We start from the raw sequence: 22504 nt of genomic DNA on the forward strand, positions 1-22504 counted from the left end.
CTCGGGTACATCGCATTTACTTTTCAATCTCTAATTGAAAATTACCGCAAATTAAAAGGAAATGTCACTCTTTTTCAGCCAATTGTAAAAGTATTTCAGCGATTACTTGAAAAAGATGATGATACAAAAAAGGAGGATAAACATGATTAACTGGAAAGTACGTTTTAGCTTTAAAAATAAAACATTCTTATTGCGAGTGGCATTCGCACTAGCTTTGCCAATTCTCGCCTATTTCAATCTTAAACTAGAAGATTTGGTTAGTTGGGGAGTCATTTTAGACTTGCTTGGCAAATTCTTTGCGAACCCTTATCTTGTTGGGTTGACGATTGTAAATATTTTAAATATCATTCCAGATCCAACAACTGCAGGAATTTCTGATAGTAAAAGAGCATTGGAATACTCAGAACCAAGTGAGGATTAGGAGAAAACAATGAAGAAAAACGACTTATTCATCGACGTATCCAGTCATAATGGATACGATATTACAGACATTTTGGAGGATATGGGTACACAGAATACCATTATCAAAATTTCTGAAAGTACAAGCTATCTGAACCCTTGCCGACATGCTCAGGTTGAGCAGTCAAACCCTATCGGATTCTACCACTTTGCGTGGTTTGGAGGTGACATCGAAGAAGCCGAACGAGAGGCACGCTACTTCCTTGATAACGTTCCCAAAAAAGTTCAGTATCTTGTGCTTGACTACGAAGACCACGCAAGCGACGACGTGCAAGCGAATACTGATGCCTGCTTGCGTTTCATGCAGATTCTTGCTGATGCTGGATATAAACCTATTTATTATAGCTATAAGCCGTTCACGCTCAATAACATTGACTATCAGCAGATTCTTGCTGAGTTCCCTAATTCTCTTTGGATTGCAGGCTATGGCTTGAATGATGGTACAGCTAATTTTGAATACTTCCCATCTATGGACGGTATCCGATGGTGGCAATACTCTTCAAATCCGTACGACAAGAATATTGTTTTACTAGATGATGATGAAGAAGCTAAGCCAAAATGGAAGAGAAATGATACTGGATGGTGGTATGAATACCCCAATGGTGCTTATCCAAAAGAGGAGTGGGAAAAGATTGATGGTATCTGGTACTACTTCGACGAGAGAGGTTATTCAATAGCTTCTCGCTGGTTGAAGGATGATGGTAAGTGGTATTATCTAAAAGAAAATGGCGCCATGGCCATTGGTTGGGTTCTTGTGAATGGTAAGTGGTACTATCTTGATACTTCAGGAGCAATGGTTACTGGCTGGGTTCAATACAAGGACAAACTATACCATCTCAAAGAAGAGAACGGCGAAATGTCCTCAAAAGAACTTGTTAAAGTTGAAGGTGGCTGGTACTACGTCAACGAAGATGGCAGTCGTTCAGACAAACCAGCATTTGATGTATTACCTGATGGACTAATTGTTACCACTAAATAATTTTTTTAAAATAAAGAAAGGAGAATTTTCTTCTTAACGACCCGCAAGCTCAGGTTTGCGGGCTTTTTTTGTTTTATAAGGGGCAAAAAAGGGGCAAAAATGTCGTAAATGTCTGTAAAACGATGTAAAAAGTCAACTTTGCTCTCGCTTTAAAGCTCTAAATTTCAACGTATTGTGAAACAGTGTAAATTATCGTATCGCCTATAACTGTTGTGTGCTCTTTTTTCGTGCTTTTTTCGAATAAATAAGATAAAATAGCCTAGAATAAATGATTATAGAAAAGAGAAAAATATGAAAATTCGTGGTTTTGAATTGGTTTCGAGTTTTACAGATAAAAATTTGCTACCTAAGCGTGAGACAGCGCATGCGGCTGGTTACGACTTAAAGGTTGCAGAACGTACGGTGATTGCTCCAGGGGAGATCATCCTCGTTCCAACTGGGGTCAAGGTCTATATGCAGCCGACAGAAGTGCTCTATCTCTATGACCGCTCATCAAACCCTCGCAAGAAGGGATTGGTCTTGATCAACTCAGTTGGCGTTATTGATGGGGATTATTATGGCAATCCTGGGAATGAGGGACATATCTTTGCTCAGATGAAAAATATTACTGACCAAGAAGTGGTTCTCGAAGTTGGGGAACGTGTGGTTCAGGCTGTCTTTGCGCCTTTCTTAATCGCAGACGGAGATGAGGCAGATGGCGTGCGAACTGGTGGATTTGGATCGACAGGGCACTAAGATGAAGATTATCTTTGTACGTCATGGAGAGCCAGACTACCGTGAGTTAGAGGAGTGTTCCTACACTGGCTTTGGATTAGATTTGGCTCCTTTGTCTGAGAAAGGAAGGCGACAAGCTCAGGAACTTTGCCAAAATCCTTTGCTTGGCTCAGCTGATATACTGGTGTCTTCTGCAGTAACTAGGGCTTTAGAAACTGCATCTTATGTTGTTCGTGCTACTGGCCTTCCTTTAAGAGTAGAGCCTTTATTGCATGAATGGCAGGTTTACGAAAGTGGTATAGAGAACTTTGAAAAAGCACGTACTCTGTTTTTAGAAAACAAGGGGGAGTTGCTTCCTAATAGTCCTATTCAGTATGAGACAGCTGAAGAAATGAAGGCGCGTTTTTTGCAAACTATGATAAAGTACCGAGACTACCAGACAGTGCTAGTTGTCGCTCATCGAATGCTCATGCGCCAATTTGTACCAGACGAGAAGATTGATTTTTGCCAAGTAATTGAGTGTGAGGTAGAAATTTAGAAAGAGGTTTATCATCGCAAAGAAAAAAGCGACATTTGTGTGTCGAAATTGTGAATATAATTCACCTAAGTATCTAGGACGTTGTCCCAACTGTGGAGCTTGGTCTTCTTTTGTAGAAGAAATCGAGGTTGTCGAGGTTAAGAATGCGCGTGTGTCCTTGACGGGTGAGAAAACTAAGCCCATGAAACTGGCTGAAGTAACGTCTATCAATGTCAATCGAACCAAGACCGAGATGGAGGAATTTAACCGTGTGCTTGGAGGCGGAGTGGTACCAGGAAGTCTCGTCCTTATCGGTGGGGATCCAGGAATCGGGAAATCAACCCTTCTCCTACAAGTTTCAACCCAGTTGTCTCAAGTGGGAACTGTTCTCTATGTCAGTGGGGAGGAGTCTGCCCAGCAAATCAAGCTACGAGCAGAGCGCTTGGGGGATATTGATAGCGAGTTTTATCTCTATGCAGAGACCAATATGCAGAGTGTTCGATCTGAGGTGGAGCGCATCCAACCAGATTTTCTCATCATCGACTCTATCCAGACGATTATGTCTCCTGAGATTTCAGGGGTGCAGGGGTCTGTGTCTCAGGTGCGTGAGGTGACCGCTGAGCTTATGCAGCTGGCTAAGACCAATAACATTGCCATCTTTATCGTAGGGCATGTGACCAAGGAAGGGACCTTGGCGGGTCCGCGTATGTTGGAGCATATGGTAGATACAGTGCTTTACTTTGAAGGGGAACGTCACCATACCTTTCGTATCTTGAGAGCAGTCAAAAACCGTTTTGGTTCCACTAATGAGATTGGCATCTTTGAGATGCAGTCGGGTGGATTGGTTGAGGTGCTCAATCCGAGTCAAGTTTTCCTAGAGGAGCGTTTGGATGGGGCTACTGGCTCGTCAATCGTTGTGACCATGGAAGGGACCCGTCCGATTTTGGCGGAGGTTCAGGCTTTGGTAACACCAACCATGTTTGGAAATGCTAAACGTACGACGACTGGACTTGATTTCAATCGTGCAAGTCTGATTATGGCTGTTTTGGAAAAACGAGCAGGGCTTCTCTTGCAAAACCAGGATGCCTATCTCAAATCTGCTGGTGGTGTAAAATTGGATGAGCCTGCCATTGACTTGGCTGTTGCAGTGGCTATTGCCTCTAGTTACAAGGACAAGCCTACCAATCCTCAGGAATGTTTTGTGGGTGAACTGGGCTTGACCGGAGAAATTCGGCGCGTGAATCGCATCGAACAACGCATCAATGAAGCGGAAAAATTGGGCTTTACCAAGATTTATGTACCCAAGAATTCCTTGACAGGAATCACTCCACCCAAGGAAATTGAAGTCATTGGTGTGACGACTATTCAGGAAGTTTTGAAAAAGGTCTTTGCATAATCCGTGACAAATCCTCTTAAAAATGATAAGATAGGAGAAATATTTGATTATCAAATTTTTGAGGAGGGAATCGTGTCGTATTTTGAACAGTTTATGCAAGCCAATCAGGCTTATGTTGCCCTACATGGGCAGTTAAATCTGCCACTTAAACCCAAAACCAGAGTAGCTATCGTGACCTGTATGGACTCACGTCTACACGTTGCGCAAGCTCTAGGTTTGGCCCTTGGGGATGCTCATATCTTGCGGAATGCGGGTGGTCGAGTAACTGAGGACATGATTCGTTCACTGGTGATTTCCCAGCAACAAATGGGGACAAGAGAAATCGTGGTGCTTCACCATACAGACTGTGGAGCTCAAACCTTTCAAAATGAAAGTTTTCATGAACATTTGAAACACGAGCTCGGAGTTGATGTGTCTGGTCAAGACTTTTTACCATTTCAGGATGTGGAAGAGAGCGTGAGAGAGGATATGCAATTGCTTCGAGAATCTCCACTGATTCCTGATGATGTGGTTATTTCAGGTGCTGTCTATGATGTGGATACAGGAAGTATGAGAGAAGTATACTAACTTTGTCTCGAAAAAATCTCATCCTAGCATAAAATCGATTGTTAAAATGTAGAATTTTTAGTTTTAATATAGCTAATATAAAATAGCAAAAAACAAGGGTATAAATGTTTACTCTTGTTTTATTTTTGATTGAAAAATAAAGGAAAAAGCGCTACAATGGTAGATGGAAAATGTTGTGTAAAAACAAGTGATACATAAATACCGGAGGAAATCATGTCTTTTTCTGATTTAAAGCTGTTTGCCCTTTCTTCTAATAGAGAATTGGCAGAGCGTGTGGCGCAGGAGATTGGGATAGAGTTGGGAAAATCAAGTGTTCGCCAATTTTCAGATGGAGAGATTCAGGTCAACATCGAAGAATCAATCCGTGGGAAACACGTCTTTATCCTACAATCAACTAGTTCGCCTGTAAATGACAATCTGCTTGAAATTTTGATTATGGTGGATGCTTTGAAGCGTGCGAGTGCAGAATCTGTCAATGTTGTCATGCCTTACTATGGGTATGCACGTCAGGATAGAAAGGCGAGAGCGCGTGAGCCAATCACTTCAAAACTTGTCGCAAATATGCTTGAAGTAGCTGGAGTGGATCGTTTATTGACAATCGACTTGCATGCTGCGCAAATTCAAGGATTCTTCGATATTCCTGTGGATCATTTGATGGGTGCTCCTCTAATTGCAGATTATTTTGAGCGTCGTGGTATGGTTGGTTCTGACTATGTGGTTGTCAGCCCAGACCATGGAGGGGTGACTCGTGCTCGTAAGTTGGCAGAATTTTTGAAAACATCTATCGCTATTATTGATAAACGTCGTAGCGTTGATAAGATGAATACTAGTGAAGTTATGAACATCATCGGTAAGGTTGAAGGCAAGACTTGTATCTTGATTGATGATATGATTGATACCGCTGGAACGATTTGTCATGCGGCAGATGCTCTTGCGGAAGCTGGTGCTGTTGAAGTCTATGCAAGCTGTACGCACCCAGTTCTTTCTGGTCCTGCTACGGACAATATCCAAAAATCAGCTATTAAAAAATTGGTTGTTTTGGATACTATCTACCTACCAGAAGAGCGTTTGATTGATAAGATTGAACAAATTTCGATTGCTCATCTTCTGGGCGATGCTATTATTCGTATCCACGAAAAACGTCCTCTTTCTCCATTATTTAGTATCGAGAAAAAAATCTAAACTTTCACTTGAATAAACGAATTTCCTGGCAAGCTTTTTCTCTTGCTAGGAATTTTTTGTAGTCAAAATCTGCAAGCCTTTTCAAAATATGCTATACTGAGAAAAAAGGAGGATTTCTATGAGCCAAGAATTTATCAATCCAAGTGATGGTGTAGTACGTCAGTATCTTGCAACCAGTAAAACGTTAGCGGTAGTAGGCTTGTCCGATCGTGAAGAAACAACTAGCAATCGAGTGACTAAGGAAATGCAGGCTCGAGGCTATAAAATCATTCCAGTTAATCCCAAGGTTGCAGGTGGTGAAATTTTGGGAGAAAAGGCTTATGCAAGCCTAGCTGAGATTCCTTTTCCTGTCGATATTGTCAATGTTTACCGACGTAGCGAGTTTTTACCAGATGTGGCGCGTGATTTTCTCAAGGCTGATGCCAAGATTTTTTGGGCACAACTAGGTCTAGAAAGTCTAGAAGCGGAAGAAATCTTGCGTGCTGGAGGATGCGACGACATCGTGATGAATCGCTGTATCAAGAGAGAACATACACGCTTAATTCTTGAACAATAAAAGGTAGCCAGTGGGCTACCTTTTGTCTTAGAAAATACCAATCAATGCTTGCATGCCAAGGCTGGTGAGGATGATGGCAATCCAGCAAAGGGCTCCAAGAAGAATGGATTTCCCGCTGGATCTGACCATGGCTACTAGATTTGTTTTGAGACCGATAGCGCTCATGGCCATGACGATAAGGAATTTGGAGAGTTGTTTGAGAGGGGTGAAGAAGCTACTAGACACACCGAGAGAGGTGAGAAAAGTCGTTAAGAGAGAGGCTAGGATAAAGTAAAGGATAAAAAGTGGGAAGACTTTTTTCAGTTGTAGGCTTTGCTTGTTTTCTTGTTGGCGACTTTGCCAGTAGGAGAGAAAGAGCGTGATAGGGATAATGGCCAAAGTACGTGTGAGTTTAACAATGGTTGCAGACTCGAGGGTATTGCTTTGGTAAAGACTGTCCCAAGCGCTGGCGGCAGCCGTTACAGAGGAAGTGTCGTTGACCGCAGTCCCTGCAAAGAGGGCGAAGCCTTCATTGGATAGATGAAGCCAGGTGCCGAGGGTTGGAAAGATGAGCGCAGCCAAGACATTGAAGAAAAAGATAACGGAAATGGCTTGGGCGACTTCCTTTTCCTTAGCATCAATAACAGGCGCTGTCGCCGCAATGGCAGAACCCCCACAGATGGAAGAACCTACTCCAACCAAGGTAGCCAGTTTTGTATCCAGTGCAAAGAAGCGCTGGAAGAAGTAGGAAATAATCAGAGCTATTGAGATAGTGGACAGGATGACAGGGAGCGAAGATTGGCCAACTGCGAAGACCTGCGAGATATTGAGACCAAAACCAAGCAAGACAACGGCATATTGGAGCAATTTTTTAGAACTAAAGGTCAACCCAGCATCCAGTTGTTTATAGGAAGAGAGAAAGGGATGTAGGAGCATGCCTATGAAAATGGCAAAAACGGGCGCGCCAATAACAGGGAAGAATCCTCCTAAGTACCAAGATACGATAGAAATGAGAAGGCAGGCCAAGATACCTGCTCCATTTTTTGATAGAAATGACATAAAAACCTCCGAAAAAATACTCCTTATTGTAATCTTTTCTGTCAGAAAAGTCAAATAGAAAATGAGAAGAAGGTTACAAATAAATGGAATTTTGCGGTCAGGGAGCTTTTGTAGTATAATAGTACTATGTTCTGTAAGCAAGGAGGATATCTATGGACTTAACCAAACGCTTTAATAAACAATTAGATAAGATTCAAGTGTCCTTGATTCGTCAGTTTGATCAGGCCATTTCAGAGATTCCTGGAGTTCTACGCTTGACCTTGGGAGAGCCTGACTTTACGACGCCAGATCATATCAAGGAGGCAGCCAAGCGCGCCATTGACCAGAACCAATCCTACTATACAGGGATGAGCGGTTTACTGACCTTGCGCCAGGCAGCTAGTGATTTTGTAAAAGAAAAATACCAGTTGGACTACAATCCTGAAAATGAAATCTTGGTTACTATCGGAGCGACAGAGGCTTTATCTGCTACTTTGACAGCTATCTTGGAAGAAGGAGACAAGGTTCTTTTGCCAGCTCCTGCTTATCCAGGATATGAGCCTATTGTCAACCTAGTTGGGGCAGAGATTGTCGAGATTGATACAACTGAAAATGGTTTTGTCTTGACTCCTGAAATGTTGGAAAAGGCCATTTTGGAGCAGGGAGATAAGCTTAAGGCAGTCATTCTCAACTATCCAGCCAATCCAACTGGAATTACCTATAGTCGAGAGCAGTTGGAAGCCTTGGCAGACGTTTTAGGCAAGTATGAAATTTTCGTTGTTTGTGATGAGGTCTATTCAGAATTGACCTATACAGGGGAAAATCATGTATCATTGGGAACTATGCTGAGAGATCAGGCTATTATTATCAATGGCTTATCTAAGTCTCATGCCATGACAGGTTGGCGTTTAGGCTTTATCTTTGCTCCTGCAGCTTTCACAGCTCAGTTAATCAAGAGTCACCAATATTTGGTTACTGCGGCAAACACCATGGCCCAACATGCTGCAGTAGAAGCCTTGACCGCTGGTAAAAACGACGCAGAGCCTATGAAGAAGGAATACATCCAGCGTCGAGATTATATAATCGAAAAGATGACTGCTCTTGGTTTTGAGATTATCAAACCAGACGGTGCCTTCTATATCTTTGCCAAGATTCCAGCAGGTTACAATCAAGACTCCTTTGCTTTTCTAAAGGATTTTGCCCAGAAGAAGGCCGTTGCCTTTATCCCGGGTGCTGCCTTTGGTCGCTACGGAGAAGGCTATATCCGCATTTCTTATGCAGCCAGCATGGAAACAATCAGGGAGGCCATGAAACGACTTGAGGAGTACATGAGAGAAGCATGATCCAGTCTATCACGAGTCAAGGTCTCGTACTCTACAATCGTAACTTTCGGGAGGATGATAAGCTGGTCAAGATCTTCACCGAGCAGGCTGGCAAGCGCATGTTTTTCGTCAAACACGCTGGTCAATCCAAACTAGCTCCTGTTATTCAGCCCTTGGTGTTGGCACGATTTCTCTTGCGAATCAATGATGACGGCCTTAGCTACATCGAGGACTACCATGAGGTGATGACCTTTCCCAAGATTAATAGTGATCTCTTTGTCATGGCCTATGCGACTTATGTTGCGGCTCTGGCCGATGCTAGTTTGCAGGATAATCAGCAGGATTCTCCCTTGTTTGCTTTTTTGCAAAAGACTTTGGAGTTGATGGAAGAGGGATTGGATTATCAAGTTTTGACCAATATTTTTGAAATTCAAATCTTGACCCGATTTGGAATTGGGCTCAATTTTAATGAGTGTGTCTTTTGCCATCGAGTAGGTCAGGCCTTTGACTTTTCTTTCAAATATGGAGCTTGCCTCTGTCCAGACCATTACCATGAGGACGAGAAACGTTGCCATTTGAATCCCAACATCCCTTATTTGCTCAATCAATTTCAAGCCATTGATTTTGAGACCTTGGAAACCATTTCACTCAAGCCTGAAATCAAGCAAGACTTGCGCAAGTTTATGGATCAAATCTATGAAGAGTACGTTGGGATTCACCTAAAATCAAAAAAATTCATTGATTCCCTAGCCGACTGGGGACAATTACTAAAAGAGGAAGACAAATGAAAAAAATCGCAGTAGATGCTATGGGGGGCGATTACGCACCTCAAGCCATCGTTGAGGGTGTCAATCAAGCCCTAGCTGACTTTTCAGATATTGAGATTCAACTTTACGGAGACGAAAGCAAAATCAAGCAATATCTAACAGCTATAGAGCGCGTTAGCATCATCCATACGGATGAAAAAATTGACTCAGACGATGAGCCGACAAAAGCTATCCGTAAGAAGAAAAATGCCAGCATGATATTGGCGGCTAAGGCAGTCAAAGAGGGAGAGGCAGATGCTGTTCTTTCCGCAGGAAACACAGGTGCCTTGTTGGCAGCAGGATTCTTCATCGTGGGTCGTATCAAGAATATCGACCGACCTGGACTTATGTCAACATTGCCAACTATAGATGGAAAAGGCTTTGATATGCTTGATCTCGGTGCCAATGCGGAAAACACTGCCCAACACCTCCATCAATACGCTGTCCTAGGTTCCTTCTATGCCAAGAATGTTCGTGGGATTACAAAACCACGTATTGGTTTGCTTAACAACGGAACAGAAAGCAGCAAGGGAGACCCGCTTCGTAAGGAAACTTACGAATTGCTAGTAGCTGATGAAAGTTTGAATTTTATCGGAAACGTGGAAGCACGTGATCTGATGAATGGCGTTGCGGATGTTGTCGTGACAGATGGTTTCACGGGAAACGCAGTGCTCAAATCTATCGAAGGGACAGCTATGGGAATCATGGGATTGCTCAAGACAGCTATTACAGGTGGCGGTCTTCGAGCTAAACTAGGTGCTCTTCTCCTTAAAGATAGTTTGAAAGGTTTGAAAAAGCAGCTCAACTATTCAGATGTTGGAGGGGCAGTCTTGTTTGGTGTCAAAGCACCTGTTGTTAAGACCCATGGCTCAAGCGATGCCAAGGCTGTATACAGTACGATTCGTCAGATTCGTACCATGCTAGAAACAGACGTAGTTGCTCAGACTGCGCGTGAATTTTCAGGAGAATAACAGATGACAAACAAAGAAATTTTTGACCGTATCGTGACCATTATCCAAGAAAGACAGGGAGAAAACTTTGTCGTAACAGAAGCCTTGAGTTTGAAGGACGACCTTGATGCAGACTCAGTGGACTTGATGGAGTTCGTCTTGACGCTAGAAGATGAATTTGGAATCGAAATCAGCGATGAGGAAATTGATCATCTTCAAAGTGTAACAGATGTAATTGAAACCATTAAAGGTAAAATATAGCCAAAAGCAACATGCAAGTCATGTTGTTTTTTATTTGCAGAAAAAAGAAAAACGTTAAAATTTTTAGTAGAAATTGCGAATAAAGAGATGAGAAAGAAAAAAGGAGGATTATCTATGTACGTGACCGGTTTTTATCCCTGGTTCATTAAGTGGTTTTTAAAATAAAAATGAATGAATTGTTCATTTTCGAATTGTTTTGCGAATGGATAAGTGAGAAGAAAAGAAAGGAGACTATGTGATGTATTTACCAATCTTATTGCCATGGTTTATCAAATGGTATTTGAAATAAATGAAATTTACCTGTTCATTTTAAATCACTTCTCGAATAGATAAGTGAGAAGAAAAGAAAGGAGAGAAAAAATGATTTCAGTTATTTTTCCAATCTGGTTTTTAAAATGGTTTAAAGCCTAGAGACCATAAACTAAAAAAATAAAGGAGAAAAAAGATGACAAATTTTGACAAAATGGAACAGAACTTTGTAGCTCTTACAGAAGAAGAGTTGATGGATGTGGATGGGGGATTGATTATTACAGCAGCTGGAATTATTTTAGCAGGAAAAGTAGCAGGTGCTGTGGTTACAATTGGAGGAGCTCTTTATGGGGCAGGATATGCTATTGGAAAAGCATTGCGACCTTAATATGATTAGAAAGGAGGCTTAAAAATGAAACAATTTCAAGAATTATCTTTTCAAGAACTTGAAGAGGTTCAAGGCGGTGTTATTACATTAACGATAGGTACGGTAGTGCTTGTAGGCTGGAAAGCAGTAGCAGCTTATGGAGCAGCGGCTACTGTAGCAGGAGGTACACTTGGATTGGGAGTCTATAATGGATACAGAGGGCGTTAGATTATGAACAATCACAACCTTAATCTCAATACATTGTTACCTAAACTAGCCACTGTATTTCCCTTGTTGGCAATCGGTCTGCATCTCGCGCTTCATCTGATTCGTACAGGTTCATTAGTATCCTTTGATTGGAAATGGACTGTAGTTGGTTTGCTTGCTTCGGGCTATTTTGGTATTTTTTGTAAGGATTTGACGAAAAATAATCAAAACTATAAAAGATCGATCTGAATGAAAAGAATTTTATGCATGTAAATGGCGGAGTTTTCCCGCCTTTCTTTTCAGGTAAATAGGAGTCTGCTATGAAAAAAATCTTATTAGGATTTGCTGAGGGGTATTTTGTCGTATCGATCATTATTTATATCGTAACGTATTTGATTATGAAAAATCCGATTAATACCCTGTTTTATCCAGAAACCTATCCAATTCTGCTTGGTCTGTTTTATCTAGGATACAAGTACAAAACAAAAGAAAGTACGAATGGAAATTGATTGACCGTCAGATCGGAGTTTGAGATGAAAGTTGTTCAATTACTAGGAAAAGCTTGGCTAGAGACCACTGTATTATTTAGCTCGATGGCTTATCTAATTATTAGAATCGTAGCTGATGTAAACAAAATAAATCTACCTACGATTTCCTTGTTTTTAGTGGTATTTATTTTATTGTATCGGGGCCAAGGAGAAAGAAAAGGAGAATAGAATGAATAGGATTGTAAAATATTTTCTACTATATTATTTTCCTATTTTTAATGAATATTTTCAACTTTACGATTCTAGCAACTCTTGGCTTTCAGCTAACAATGAGTGAAAGTAGTTATATGGTACCCCCGGTGTTTGCGTTTATCGTTTTATACGTCATTCACAAAAGAAGTGGGAAAGGTAAGAAATCTGTGTAATTGAATATTCTAGGCAGGACTCTTGTTCTGCCTATTTTCTTTGGTAAAAGTGCTGTTCAGGTGAGGATATTGTTTTTTCAGAAATAATTCCCTTATTTCTTCCTTGTTTGGTTAAAATAATCTTACAAAGTTTTTAAGAGATTATTAGAAAAAAGGAGATGGATATGAAATTTGGGAAAAGGCACTATCGTCCCCAGGTGGATCAGATGGATTGTGGCGTGGCTTCCTTGGCCATGGTCTTTGGCTACTACGGTAGTTATTACTCCTTGGCTCATCTACGAGAGTTAGCTAAGACGACCATGGATGGGACGACTGCTTTGGGTCTTGTAAAGGTGGCAGAGGAGCTTGGCTTTGAGACGCGGGCTATCAAGGCGGATATGACGCTCTTTGATCTGCCGGATTTGACCTTTCCGTTTGTAGCCCATGTGCTCAAGGAAGGGAAATTGCTCCACTATTATGTGGTGACAGGTCAGGATAAGAAGACAATCCATATCGCTGATCCAGATCCCAGTGTTAAGCTGACCAAGATTTCCCGTGAGCGATTTGCGCAAGAATGGACAGGAGTTAGTCTCTTTATGGCTCCGTCTCCAGACTATAACCCCCATAAGGAGAAAAAACAGGGACTCCTATCCTTCTTGCCAATCTTACTCAAACAGCGTGGCTTGATTGCCAATATCATCCTAGCGACACTCTTGGTAACCTTGATTAACATTGTGGGCTCCTATTATCTGCAGTCTATCATTGATAGTTATGTACCAGACCAGATGCGCTCGACCTTGGGCATCATCTCAATAGGATTAGTTATCGTCTATATTCTCCAGCAAATCTTGTCATATGCCCAGGAATACCTTTTACTTGTTCTGGGGCAACGGCTGTCCATCGATGTGATTTTGTCCTACATCAAGCATGTTTTTCACCTGCCGATGTCCTTTTTCGCGACACGCAGGACAGGGGAAATCGTTTCTCGTTTTACAGATGCCAATAGTATCATTGATGCGCTGGCGTCGACCATCTTGTCTATCTTTTTAGATGCGTCGACCATTTTGATTATTTCGCTTGTCTTGTTTTCACAAAATATGACGCTCTTTTTCATTAGTCTGCTTGCACTTCCTATCTATACCGTGATTATCTTTGCCTTTATGAAGCCTTTTGAAAAGATGAATCGGGATACTATGGAAGCTAATGCGGTTCTATCTTCTTCTATCATCGAGGACATCAACGGTATTGAGACCATTAAGTCTTTGACTAGTGAAAGTTCACGCTATCAAAAGATTGATAAGGAATTTGTAACTTATCTGAAAAAGTCTTTTACCTATAGTCGGGCAGAAAGTCAGCAAAAGGCTCTGAAAAAAGTTGCTCAGCTCCTGCTTAATGTTGGTGTTCTCTGGATGGGAGCGGTGCTTGTTATGGATGGAAAAATGAGTTTGGGGCAATTGATTACCTATAATACCCTGCTTGTTTACTTTACCAATCCTTTGGAAAATATCATCAACCTACAAACCAAACTTCAGACAGCGCAAGTTGCCAACAATCGTCTCAATGAGGTTTATCTGGTAGCTTCGGAGTTTGAGGAGAAGAAAACGGTCGAAGATTTGAGCATGATGAAAGGGGATATGACCTTCAAGCAAGTTCACTACAAGTACGGCTATGGTCGTGATGTCTTGTCGGATATCAATTTGACCATTAACCAGGGATCTAAGGTGGCTTTTGTGGGAATCTCAGGGTCAGGTAAGACCACCTTGGCCAAGATGATGGTTAATTTTTACGACCCAAGTCAGGGAGAGATTAGTCTGGGTGGTGTCAATCTCAATCAGATTGATAAAAAGGCCTTGCGTCAGTATATAAACTATCTACCTCAACAGCCCTATGTCTTTAACGGAACGATTTTGGAGAATCTTCTCCTTGGAGCCAAGGAAGGGACGACACAGGAAGATATCTTACGAGCAGTTGAATTGGCTGAGATTCGGGAGGATATCGAGCGCATGCCACTGAATTATCAGACAGAATTGACTTCGGATGGAGCAGGTATTTCTGGGGGGCAACGGCAGCGAATCGCTCTGGCGCGTGCTCTCTTGACGGATGCTCCTGTTCTGATATTGGACGAGGCGACCAGCAGTCTGGATATCTTGACAGAGAAGCGGATTGTGGATAATCTCATGGCTTTAGACAAGACCTTGATTTTCATTGCTCACCGATTGACCATCGCTGAGAGGACAGAGAAGGTTGTTGTCTTGGATCAAGGCAAGATTGTCGAAGAAGGCAACCATGCAGACTTGCTTGCACAGAATGGCTTTTACGCTCATTTGGTCAATAGCTAGAAAGAGGAGAGGATGAAACCAGAATTTTTAGAAAGTGCGGAGTTTTATAATCGTCGTTACCATAATTTTTCCAGTCGCGTGATTGTACCCATGTCGCTTCTGCTCGTGTTTCTGTTTGGATTTGCAGTCTTTGCAGAGAAGGAAATTAGTTTGTCTACCAGAGCCACTGTCGAACCTAGTCGAATAATTGCCAATATCCAGTCGACTAGTAATCAACGGATTGTGGCAAATTATCTGGAAGAGAACAAGTTGGTCAAGCAGGGGGAACTACTCGTTCAGTACCAGCAAGGCGCGGAGGTTGTCCAGGTCGAAGCATACGCCAGTCAATTGGAGATGTTAAAGGATCAAAAAAAGCAGTTGGGGTATTTGCAATCCAGTTTGAAAGAGGGGAGTGATCAATTTCCAGAGGCGGATAAGTTTGGATATCAGGAGATGTTTCGAGACTATCTCAGCCAAGCTAGTAGTCTTAGGAGCAATGTTTCGCAGCAAAATGCCAGCATCTCCTCGCAGAATGCGGCAGCAAGTCAGAGCCAGGCCGAGATTGGCAATCTTATCAGCCAAACAGAGGATAAAATTCGAGATTACAAAACAGCTAAGTCGGCGATTGAAACAGGAGCTCAACTAGATAGTCAAAATGCAGCCTACTCATTTTATCAGACCTATAAAAACCAAGCTGAAGAAGATCCGCAAACCAAATCACAAGTTATTGCACAGGTGGATGCACAAATTACCCAGCTAGAATCTAGTTTAGCTACTTATCGTGTGCAGTATGCGGGTTCTGGAGCTCAACAAGCCTACGCAACGGGACTGGATAGTCAACTTGAATCCCTCAAGTCTCAGCACCTAGTCAAAGTCGGTCAGGAATTAACCCTTTTGGATCAGAAAATTTTGGAGGCAGAGTCGGGTAAGAAAGTCCAAGGAGGTCTGCTGGACAAGGGGAAAATTACAGCAAGTGAGGATGGGGTGCTTCACCTTAATCCTGAAACCAGTGATTCTACAATGGTTGCAGAGGGGACATTGCTAGCCCAACTCTATCCATCCTTGGAAAAAGAAGGCAAAACTAAACTCACGGCTTATCTCAGTTCAAAAGATGTTGCTAGAGTTAAGATTGGGGACTCTGTCCGTTATACTACGACTAATGATGCGAAGAATCAAATTTTCCTGGATTCTACGATTACAAGTATTGATGCGACAGCTACCAAGACTGAAAAGGGCAATTTCTTTAAAATAGAGGCGGAGACCAGTCTGACTCCTGAACAGGCAGAAAGTCTTCGATATGGCTCAGAAGGGCGTTTGACGCTAATCACAGGGAAGAAAAGCTATTTGCGCTATTATTGGGATCAATTTTTGAACAGAGAATAATGTTCGTCTTTTTTCGAGATAACTGATTGAAAAACTGTAAGACAAAGGTGTTTTGCAGTTTTTTCTTTACGCAATAAGCGTTATTTTGGCAATAGTTCGTAAAAATATTGAATTTTTGTTTATTTTGTGGTAGAATGTGCTCAAGTAATACGAAAGGCGAACTTTAAAATGTCAAAAAAACTAATCTATTCGGGAAAAGCCAAGGATATCTATACAACTGAGGATGAAAATCTCATTATTTCAACTTACAAGGACCAGGCGACTGCTTTCAATGGTGTTAAGAAGGAGCAGATTGCGGGTAAAGGAGTCTTGAATAATCAGATTTCATCTTTTATTTTTGAAAAGTTAAATGCTGCTGGTGTAGCGACTCACTTTGTGGATAAGCTTTCAGATACAGAGCAACTCAATAAAAAGGTGGAGATTATTCCTTTGGAAGTTGTGCTTCGCAACTATACGGCTGGTTCTTTTTCAAAACGTTTTGGGGTGGAAGAAGGTATCGCATTTGAGACTCCAATTGTAGAATTTTACTATAAAAATGATGATTTGGATGACCCCTTTATCAATGACGAGCATGTGAAATTCCTTAAAATTGCGGATGACCAGCAGATTGCTTACTTGAAAGAAGAAACCCGTCGTATCAATGAACTCTTGAAAGCTTGGTTTGCTGAGACTGGTCTTAAGTTAATCGATTTTAAACTGGAATTTGGTTTTGATAAGGATGGCAAGATTATCTTGGCAGACGAATTTTCACCAGATAACTGCCGACTTTGGGACGCTGACGGTAACCACATGGATAAGGATGTTTTCCGTAGAGGTCTAGGTGAATTAACTGACGTCTACGAGATTGTTTGGGAAAAGTTGCAAGGTTTAAAATAACACCTTCAAGGTCATTGGGGAACATTGCAAAAGCTGAAATAAAGGAATAAGAATTGATGAATAAACGTATTTTTGTTGAAAAGAAGGCTGATTTTCAGGTCAAGTCAGAGAGTTTGGTGAGAGAACTCCAGCATAACTTGGGACTATCAACTTTGAAAAGTATTCGCATCGTGCAAGTTTATGATGTCTTTGATTTGGCAGAGAACTTGTTTGCGCCTGCAGAAAAACATATCTTCTCTGAGCAGGTGACAGACCATGTATTTGACGAATCGGCTGTGCAGGCTGATCTTGCTAACTATGCTTTCTTTGCCATTGAAAGTTTGCCAGGACAGTTTGACCAACGTGCAGCTTCTTCACAGGAAGCCTTGCTTTTGCTGGGAAGTTCGAGTGACGTGACGGTCAACACAGCACAATTGTACTTGGTTAATAAAGATATTGATGCGACTGAGTTGGAAGCAGTCAAGAACTATTTGCTCAACCCAGTTGATTCTCGTTTCAAGGACATCACGACAGGGATTGCCAAGCAGGAATTTTCAGAGTCAGACAAGACTATTCCAAAATTGACTTTCTTTGAAAACTATACGGCAGAAGACTTTGCCCGCTACAAGGCCGAGCAAGGGATGGCAATGGAAGTGGATGATTTGCTCTTTATCCAAGATTACTTCAAGTCAATCGGGCGCGTGCCGACTGAGACGGAGCTCAAGGTTTTGGACACTTACTGGTCTGACCACTGCCGTCACACGACTTTTGAGACCGAGTTGAAACAGATTGATTTCTCAGCTTCTAAATTCCAAAAGCAATTGCAAGCGACTTATGACAAGTATATTGCCATGCGTGAGGAACTAGGTCGGTCTGAAAAGCCACAAACCTTGATGGATATGGCAACTATTTTCGGTCGATATGAGCGTGCCAATGGGCGTTTGGACGACATGGAAGTGTCTGATGAGATCAATGCCTGCTCAGTCGAAATCGAGGTGAATGTCAATGGTGTGAAAGAACCATGGCTTCTCATGTTTAAAAATGAAACCCACAATCACCCAACAGAAATCGAACCATTTGGTGGAGCGGCTACTTGTATCGGTGGAGCTATTCGTGACCCATTGTCAGGGCGTTCTTATGTCTACCAAGCTATGCGTATCTCAGGTGCTGGAGATATTACAGCACCGATTTCGGAAACTCGTGCTGGGAAATTGCCACAACAAGTTATTTCTAAAACAGCAGCTCATGGTTATTCTTCATACGGGAACCAGATTGGGCTTGCGACGACCTACGTTCGTGAGTACTTCCACCCAGGCTTTGTAGCTAAACGCATGGAGTTGGGTGCCGTTGTTGGTGCAGCTCCCAAGGGCAATGTTGTCCGTGAAAAACCGGAAGCTGGTGATGTCATTATCCTGCTCGGTGGTAAGACTGGCCGTGATGGTGTCGGTGGTGCAACAGGTTCTTCTAAGGTTCAAACGATTGAGTCTGTAGAGACAGCTGGAGCTGAGGTTCAAAAAGGGAATGCTATCGAAGAACGCAAGATTCAACGTCTTTTCCGTAATGGCGCTGTCACTCGTCTCATCAAGAAATCCAATGACTTTGGTGCTGGTGGTGTCTGTGTAGCCATCGGTGAATTGGCAGACGGTCTTGAAATCGACCTCAACAAGGTTCCTCTTAAATACCAAGGCTTGAATGGTACCGAAATTGCTATTTCTGAATCTCAAGAACGGATGGCGGTCGTGGTTCGTCCTGAGGATGTAGATGCCTTCGTTGCAGAATGTAACAAAGAAAATATTGACGCGGTTGTGGTTGCGACAGTGACAGTAAAACCAAATCTTGTCATGCACTGGAATGGTGAGACAATCGTGGACTTGGAACGCCGTTTCCTTGATACCAATGGTGTGCGTGTCGTTGTCGATGCCAAGGTTGTGGACAAGGATGTCAAGCTCCCAGAAGAGCGTAAAACAAGTGCTGAAACCCTTGAAGCAGATACCCTTTCAGTTCTATCTGACCTCAACCATGCGAGTCAAAAAGGCTTGCAGACTATCTTTGACTGCTCTGTCGGTCGTTCGACGGTCAATCACCCACTTGGCGGTCGTTACCAATTGACACCGACTGAGGCTTCTGTGCAGAAATTGCCAGTTCAACACGGTGTGACTCACACTGCGTCTGTTATGGCCCAAGGCTTTAACCCTTATATAGCAGAATGGTCTCCATACCACGGAGCAGCCTATGCAATCATCGAAGCGACTGCTCGTTTGGTGGCTGCGGGTGCCAACTGGTCTAAGGCTCGTTTCTCTTACCAAGAGTACTTCGAGCGGATGGACAAGCAAGCAGAGCGTTTCGGTCAGCCAGTAGCAGCTCTTCTAGGCTCTATCGAAGCACAAATCCAACTTGGCTTGCCATCTATCGGTGGTAAGGACTCTATGTCTGGTACTTTTGAAGAATTGACCGTACCACCAACCTTGGTTGCCTTTGGGGTGACGACGGCAGATAGCCGTAGGGTGCTCTCTCCAGAGCTTAAGGGTGCTGGTGAAAATATCTACTACATCCCAGGTCAAGCCCTCTCTGCAGAGATTGATTTTGACTTGATTAAGTCTAACTTTGCTCAATTTGAAGCTATCCAAGCTGACCACAAAGTAACATCTGCATCAGCTGTCAAATATGGTGGTGTGCTTGAAAGCTTGGCTCTTGCTACCTTTGGAAATCATATTGGTGCAGAGGTAACCTTGCCTGAACTTGAAACAGCTTTGACAGCTCAGCTAGGCGGATTTGTCTTCACATCTCCTGAAGAAATCGTTGGAGTAGAGAAAATTGGTCAAACAAGTGCCGACTTTACACTACTTGTCAACGGTGTGAAGCTAGATGGACAGAAGCTTGACAGTGCCTTCCAAGGAACATTGGAAGAAGTTTACCCAACTGAATTTGCCCAATCTAAAGAATTGGCTGAAGTGCCAGCTGTCGCTTCTAATGAACTCATCAAAACCAAGGAAACTATTGAAAAACCAGTGGTTTATATCCCAGTCTTCCCAGGAACCAACTCAGAATATGACTCAGCCAAGGCCTTTGAAAAAGAAGGTGCAGAGGTTAACTTGGTGCCATTTGTGACCTTGAATGAAGAAGCTATTGTCAAGTCAGTCGAAACCATGGTTGACAATATTGGCAAGGCTAATATCCTTTTCTTCGCGGGTGGATTCTCAGCTGCGGATGAGCCAGATGGGTCAGCTAAGTTTATTGTCAACATCCTGCTCAATGAAAAAGTGCGTGTAGCGATTGATAGCTTTATCGCTCGTGGTGGTTTAATTATTGGTATCTGTAATGGATTCCAGGCTCTTGTCAAATCAGGTCTTCTTCCATACGGAAACTTCGAGGATGCCAGCAGTACGAGTCCAACCCTTTTCTACAATGATGCCAACCAGCACGTGGCCAAGATGGTGGAAACTCGTATTGCCAATACCAACTCGCCATGGTTGGCTGGGGTGCAAGTGGGTGATATCCATGCCATCCCAGTGTCGCACGGTGAAGGGAAGTTTGTTGTGACGGCTGAGGAATTTGCTGAACTCCGAGACAATGGACAAATTTTCAGTCAATATGTAGACTTTGACGGGAAACCAAGTATGGACTCTAAGTACAATCCGAATGGTTCTGTAAACGCCATCGAAGGAATTACAAGCAAGAACGGCCAAATTATCGGTAAAATGGGACACTCAGAACGTTATGAAGACGGTCTTTTCCAAAACATCCCAGGAAATAAAGACCAGCACCTGTTTGCGTCGGCGGTTAAATACTTTACTGGAAAATAAGATTTGCAGATTTTCTAATAGATAGTATCAGTAATGTAAAAGTCATGTAGATCTAGTTCTTGGTGATTGCAAAAGGTTTGTTTTGCGATTGAAATGAACTTCTACCGTATCATTCAGCTCTACTAAAGGAATGATACATAAATAAAAATTAGGTATAAAAAATGACATACGAAGTAAAATCTCTTAATGAAGAATGTGGTGTTTTTGGTATCTGGGGCCATCCAGATGCTGCCCAATTGACCTATTTTGGACTCCACAGTCTTCAGCACCGTGGTCAGGAGGGGGCAGGAATCCTCTCCAATGACCAGGGGAACTTGAAGCGCCATCGCGATGTGGGACTTTTATCAGAAGTGTTCAGAAATCCAGCTAATTTGGATAAACTGACTGGAGCGAGCGCGATTGGGCATGTTCGCTATGCGACTGCTGGCGAAGCTTCTGTAGATAATATCCAGCCCTTCCTCTTTCGCTTTCATGATATGCAGTTTGGATTGGCTCACAACGGAAACTTGACCAATGCCGAATCGCTCAAGAAAGAATTGGAACAAAGAGGAGCTATTTTCAGTTCAACTTCGGACTCGGAAATCTTGGCTCACCTCATTCGCCGGAGTCATAATCCGAACTTGATGGGCAAAATCAAGGAGGCGCTCAGCCTTGTCAAAGGTGGATTTGCTTATATCCTGCTGTTTGAGGACAAGTTGATTGCTGCGCTTGATCCTAATGGCTTCCGTCCTCTTTCTATCGGAAAAATGGCAAACGGAGCGGTGGTCGTTTCTTCTGAAACCTGTGCTTTTGAAGTCATCAGAGCAGAGTGGATTCGTGATGTGAAGCCAGGGGAAATTGTCATTATCGATGACAATGGTATCCAGTACGATAGTTATACGAATGATACCCAGTTGGCGATTTGTTCTATGGAGTATATCTACTTTGCCCGCCCTGACTCTAACATCCATGGGATCAATGTCCATACTGCACGGAAACGTATGGGTGCCCAATTAGCGCGTGAATTTAAGCATGAGGCGGATATCGTGGTCGGTGTGCCCAATTCTTCCCTAAGTGCAGCCATGGGATTTGCAGAAGAATCTGGTCTGCCAAATGAAATGGGTCTGATCAAAAACCAATACACGCAACGCACCTTTATCCAACCGACTCAAGAATTGCGAGAGCAAGGGGTGCGGATGAAGCTATCGGCCGTTTCTGGTGTCGTGAAAGGCAAACGTGTGGTTATGGTAGATGACTCCATTGTCCGTGGTACCACTTCTCGCCGTATTGTTCAGCTTTTGAAAGAAGCAGGTGCGTCTGAGGTTCACGTTGCTATTGGCAGTCCAGCGCTAGCTTATCCATGCTTCTACGGGATTGATATCCAGACGCGTCAGGAGTTGATTGCGGCCAATCATACGGTTGAAGAGACTTGTCAAATCATTGGTGCAGATAGCCTGACCTATCTTTCTATTGATGGCTTGATTGAATCCATCGGGATTGAAACAGATGCGCCAAATGGTGGGCTTTGCGTCGCTTACTTTGACGGGGACTACCCAACTCCTCTCTACGACTATGAGGAAGAATATCGTAGAAGCTTGGGGGACAAGACCAGCTTTTACAAATAGACGGATAAAGACTCTCCATGAAAGGAAAGGAAGAGAAGATGACAAATAAAAATGCTTATGCTCCACGTCTCGCTACTGACTAAAAGCTAAAGCATTTGTC

General features: G+C 42.7%; 23 protein-coding genes and 2 pseudogenes. 24 read left to right on the plus strand and 1 reads right to left on the minus strand.

Going from position 1 to position 22504, the window contains the following annotated elements; all coding sequences use genetic code 11:
• From ACIY19_RS04005 to ACIY19_RS04045, 9 genes and pseudogenes are all read left to right on the plus strand, one after another.
• Positions 1-150, plus strand: a pseudogene (locus ACIY19_RS04005) (holin); the annotation flags it as partial.
• Positions 143-421, plus strand: a complete 279-nt coding sequence (locus ACIY19_RS04010) for a phage holin (RefSeq protein WP_409002744.1) — start codon at positions 143-145, stop codon at positions 419-421. The pseudogene ACIY19_RS04005 and the gene ACIY19_RS04010, both read left to right, overlap by 8 nt.
• A 9-nt stretch (positions 422-430) precedes the next feature.
• On the plus strand, positions 431-1438 hold the full coding sequence (locus ACIY19_RS04015; RefSeq protein WP_409002745.1) for a GH25 family lysozyme: 1008 nt from the start codon (positions 431-433) through the stop codon (positions 1436-1438).
• A gap of 291 nt (positions 1439-1729) precedes the next feature.
• Complete coding sequence (locus ACIY19_RS04020) at positions 1730-2173, plus strand: dUTP diphosphatase (protein ID WP_409002746.1); 444 nt, start codon at positions 1730-1732, stop codon at positions 2171-2173.
• On the plus strand, positions 2133-2690 hold the full coding sequence (locus ACIY19_RS04025) for a histidine phosphatase family protein (protein WP_409002747.1): 558 nt from the start codon (positions 2133-2135) through the stop codon (positions 2688-2690). The genes ACIY19_RS04020 and ACIY19_RS04025 overlap by 41 nt, the downstream gene beginning before the upstream one ends.
• A gap of 37 nt (positions 2691-2727) precedes the next feature.
• Positions 2728-4065, plus strand: a complete 1338-nt coding sequence (gene radA / locus ACIY19_RS04030; protein ID WP_009013772.1) for a DNA repair protein RadA — start codon at positions 2728-2730, stop codon at positions 4063-4065.
• A gap of 72 nt (positions 4066-4137) precedes the next feature.
• Positions 4138-4632, plus strand: a complete 495-nt coding sequence (locus tag ACIY19_RS04035; RefSeq protein WP_009013771.1) for a carbonic anhydrase — start codon at positions 4138-4140, stop codon at positions 4630-4632.
• 213 nt (positions 4633-4845) lie between these two features.
• The gene (locus ACIY19_RS04040; RefSeq protein ID WP_409002748.1) at positions 4846-5814 is read left to right on the plus strand and encodes a ribose-phosphate diphosphokinase; all 969 of its coding nucleotides are present in this window, start codon (positions 4846-4848) and stop codon (positions 5812-5814) included.
• A gap of 118 nt (positions 5815-5932) precedes the next feature.
• A complete protein-coding gene (locus ACIY19_RS04045) occupies positions 5933-6370 on the plus strand; it encodes a CoA-binding protein (protein WP_000076506.1) in 438 nt (145 codons plus the stop codon).
• A gap of 27 nt (positions 6371-6397) precedes the next feature.
• Here the strand turns inward: ACIY19_RS04045 and ACIY19_RS04050 are convergent, their stop codons facing one another.
• The gene (locus tag ACIY19_RS04050; RefSeq protein ID WP_314978648.1) at positions 6398-7408 is read right to left on the minus strand and encodes a YeiH family protein; all 1011 of its coding nucleotides are present in this window, start codon (positions 7406-7408) and stop codon (positions 6398-6400) included.
• Positions 7409-7560: 152 nt separating this feature from the next.
• Here ACIY19_RS04050 and ACIY19_RS04055 point away from each other — a divergent pair, with 152 nt between their 5' ends.
• From ACIY19_RS04055 to purF, 15 genes and pseudogenes are all read left to right on the plus strand, one after another.
• Entirely contained in the window at positions 7561-8730 is a 1170-nt protein-coding gene (locus ACIY19_RS04055) for a pyridoxal phosphate-dependent aminotransferase (protein ID WP_409002749.1), read from the plus strand.
• Positions 8727-9497, plus strand: coding sequence for a DNA repair protein RecO (gene recO, locus ACIY19_RS04060; protein WP_409002750.1), 771 nt, complete (start codon positions 8727-8729; stop codon positions 9495-9497). Before ACIY19_RS04055 ends, recO begins: the two co-directional genes overlap by 4 nt.
• A complete protein-coding gene (gene plsX, locus ACIY19_RS04065) occupies positions 9494-10486 on the plus strand; it encodes a phosphate acyltransferase PlsX (protein ID WP_409002751.1) in 993 nt (330 codons plus the stop codon). Before recO ends, plsX begins: the two co-directional genes overlap by 4 nt.
• Before the next feature lie 3 nt (positions 10487-10489).
• Positions 10490-10726 carry an acyl carrier protein gene (locus tag ACIY19_RS04070; RefSeq protein WP_000182270.1) on the plus strand — a complete coding sequence of 79 codons (237 nt, stop codon included), beginning with the start codon at positions 10490-10492 and terminating at the stop codon, positions 10724-10726.
• Between the two features lie 445 nt (positions 10727-11171).
• A complete protein-coding gene (locus ACIY19_RS04075; RefSeq protein WP_000180821.1) occupies positions 11172-11363 on the plus strand; it encodes a class IIb bacteriocin, lactobin A/cerein 7B family in 192 nt (63 codons plus the stop codon).
• Positions 11364-11387: 24 nt separating this feature from the next.
• Complete coding sequence (locus tag ACIY19_RS04080; protein ID WP_009729537.1) at positions 11388-11570, plus strand: Blp family class II bacteriocin; 183 nt, start codon at positions 11388-11390, stop codon at positions 11568-11570.
• A 3-nt stretch (positions 11571-11573) separates the two neighbouring features.
• A complete protein-coding gene (locus tag ACIY19_RS04085; RefSeq protein WP_409002752.1) occupies positions 11574-11798 on the plus strand; it encodes a bacteriocin immunity protein in 225 nt (74 codons plus the stop codon).
• Positions 11799-11869: 71 nt separating this feature from the next.
• On the plus strand, positions 11870-12058 hold the full coding sequence (locus tag ACIY19_RS04090) for a hypothetical protein (protein ID WP_268705935.1): 189 nt from the start codon (positions 11870-11872) through the stop codon (positions 12056-12058).
• A gap of 24 nt (positions 12059-12082) precedes the next feature.
• The gene (locus ACIY19_RS04095; protein WP_409002753.1) at positions 12083-12265 is read left to right on the plus strand and encodes a bacteriocin immunity protein; all 183 of its coding nucleotides are present in this window, start codon (positions 12083-12085) and stop codon (positions 12263-12265) included.
• A gap of 1 nt (position 12266) precedes the next feature.
• Positions 12267-12462 (plus strand): annotated as a pseudogene (locus ACIY19_RS04100) (hypothetical protein).
• 164 nt (positions 12463-12626) lie between these two features.
• The gene (comA, locus tag ACIY19_RS04105) at positions 12627-14780 is read left to right on the plus strand and encodes a peptide cleavage/export ABC transporter ComA (protein ID WP_409002754.1); all 2154 of its coding nucleotides are present in this window, start codon (positions 12627-12629) and stop codon (positions 14778-14780) included.
• A gap of 12 nt (positions 14781-14792) precedes the next feature.
• A complete protein-coding gene (comB, locus tag ACIY19_RS04110) occupies positions 14793-16142 on the plus strand; it encodes a competence pheromone export protein ComB (protein WP_409002755.1) in 1350 nt (449 codons plus the stop codon).
• Between the two features lie 168 nt (positions 16143-16310).
• On the plus strand, positions 16311-17018 hold the full coding sequence (purC, locus tag ACIY19_RS04115) for a phosphoribosylaminoimidazolesuccinocarboxamide synthase (RefSeq protein WP_409002756.1): 708 nt from the start codon (positions 16311-16313) through the stop codon (positions 17016-17018).
• A 56-nt stretch (positions 17019-17074) separates the two neighbouring features.
• Entirely contained in the window at positions 17075-20800 is a 3726-nt protein-coding gene (locus ACIY19_RS04120; protein WP_409002757.1) for a phosphoribosylformylglycinamidine synthase, read from the plus strand.
• A 161-nt stretch (positions 20801-20961) separates the two neighbouring features.
• Entirely contained in the window at positions 20962-22404 is a 1443-nt protein-coding gene (gene purF / locus ACIY19_RS04125; RefSeq protein WP_409002758.1) for an amidophosphoribosyltransferase, read from the plus strand.
• Positions 22405-22504: the final 100 nt, after the last annotated feature.

Source organism: Streptococcus sp. ST14 (genome assembly GCF_046098195.1).
Lineage (GTDB): Bacteria > Bacillota > Bacilli > Lactobacillales > Streptococcaceae > Streptococcus.

Coding starts and splice junctions, on each gene's coding strand:
- ACIY19_RS04010 (WP_409002744.1), top strand. CDS start 143: ATGATTAACTGGAAAGTACGTTTTAGCTTTAAAAATAAAACATTCTTA.
- ACIY19_RS04015 (WP_409002745.1), top strand. CDS start 431: ATGAAGAAAAACGACTTATTCATCGACGTATCCAGTCATAATGGATAC.
- ACIY19_RS04020 (WP_409002746.1), top strand. CDS start 1,730: ATGAAAATTCGTGGTTTTGAATTGGTTTCGAGTTTTACAGATAAAAAT.
- ACIY19_RS04025 (WP_409002747.1), top strand. CDS start 2,133: ATGGCGTGCGAACTGGTGGATTTGGATCGACAGGGCACTAAGATGAAG.
- ACIY19_RS04040 (WP_409002748.1), top strand. CDS start 4,846: ATGTCTTTTTCTGATTTAAAGCTGTTTGCCCTTTCTTCTAATAGAGAA.
- ACIY19_RS04045 (WP_000076506.1), top strand. CDS start 5,933: ATGAGCCAAGAATTTATCAATCCAAGTGATGGTGTAGTACGTCAGTAT.
- ACIY19_RS04050 (WP_314978648.1), bottom strand. CDS start 7,408: ATGTCATTTCTATCAAAAAATGGAGCAGGTATCTTGGCCTGCCTTCTC.
- ACIY19_RS04055 (WP_409002749.1), top strand. CDS start 7,561: ATGGACTTAACCAAACGCTTTAATAAACAATTAGATAAGATTCAAGTG.
- recO (WP_409002750.1), top strand. CDS start 8,727: ATGATCCAGTCTATCACGAGTCAAGGTCTCGTACTCTACAATCGTAAC.
- plsX (WP_409002751.1), top strand. CDS start 9,494: ATGAAAAAAATCGCAGTAGATGCTATGGGGGGCGATTACGCACCTCAA.
- ACIY19_RS04070 (WP_000182270.1), top strand. CDS start 10,490: ATGACAAACAAAGAAATTTTTGACCGTATCGTGACCATTATCCAAGAA.
- ACIY19_RS04075 (WP_000180821.1), top strand. CDS start 11,172: ATGACAAATTTTGACAAAATGGAACAGAACTTTGTAGCTCTTACAGAA.
- ACIY19_RS04080 (WP_009729537.1), top strand. CDS start 11,388: ATGAAACAATTTCAAGAATTATCTTTTCAAGAACTTGAAGAGGTTCAA.
- ACIY19_RS04085 (WP_409002752.1), top strand. CDS start 11,574: ATGAACAATCACAACCTTAATCTCAATACATTGTTACCTAAACTAGCC.
- ACIY19_RS04090 (WP_268705935.1), top strand. CDS start 11,870: ATGAAAAAAATCTTATTAGGATTTGCTGAGGGGTATTTTGTCGTATCG.
- ACIY19_RS04095 (WP_409002753.1), top strand. CDS start 12,083: ATGAAAGTTGTTCAATTACTAGGAAAAGCTTGGCTAGAGACCACTGTA.
- comA (WP_409002754.1), top strand. CDS start 12,627: ATGAAATTTGGGAAAAGGCACTATCGTCCCCAGGTGGATCAGATGGAT.
- comB (WP_409002755.1), top strand. CDS start 14,793: ATGAAACCAGAATTTTTAGAAAGTGCGGAGTTTTATAATCGTCGTTAC.
- purC (WP_409002756.1), top strand. CDS start 16,311: ATGTCAAAAAAACTAATCTATTCGGGAAAAGCCAAGGATATCTATACA.
- ACIY19_RS04120 (WP_409002757.1), top strand. CDS start 17,075: ATGAATAAACGTATTTTTGTTGAAAAGAAGGCTGATTTTCAGGTCAAG.
- purF (WP_409002758.1), top strand. CDS start 20,962: ATGACATACGAAGTAAAATCTCTTAATGAAGAATGTGGTGTTTTTGGT.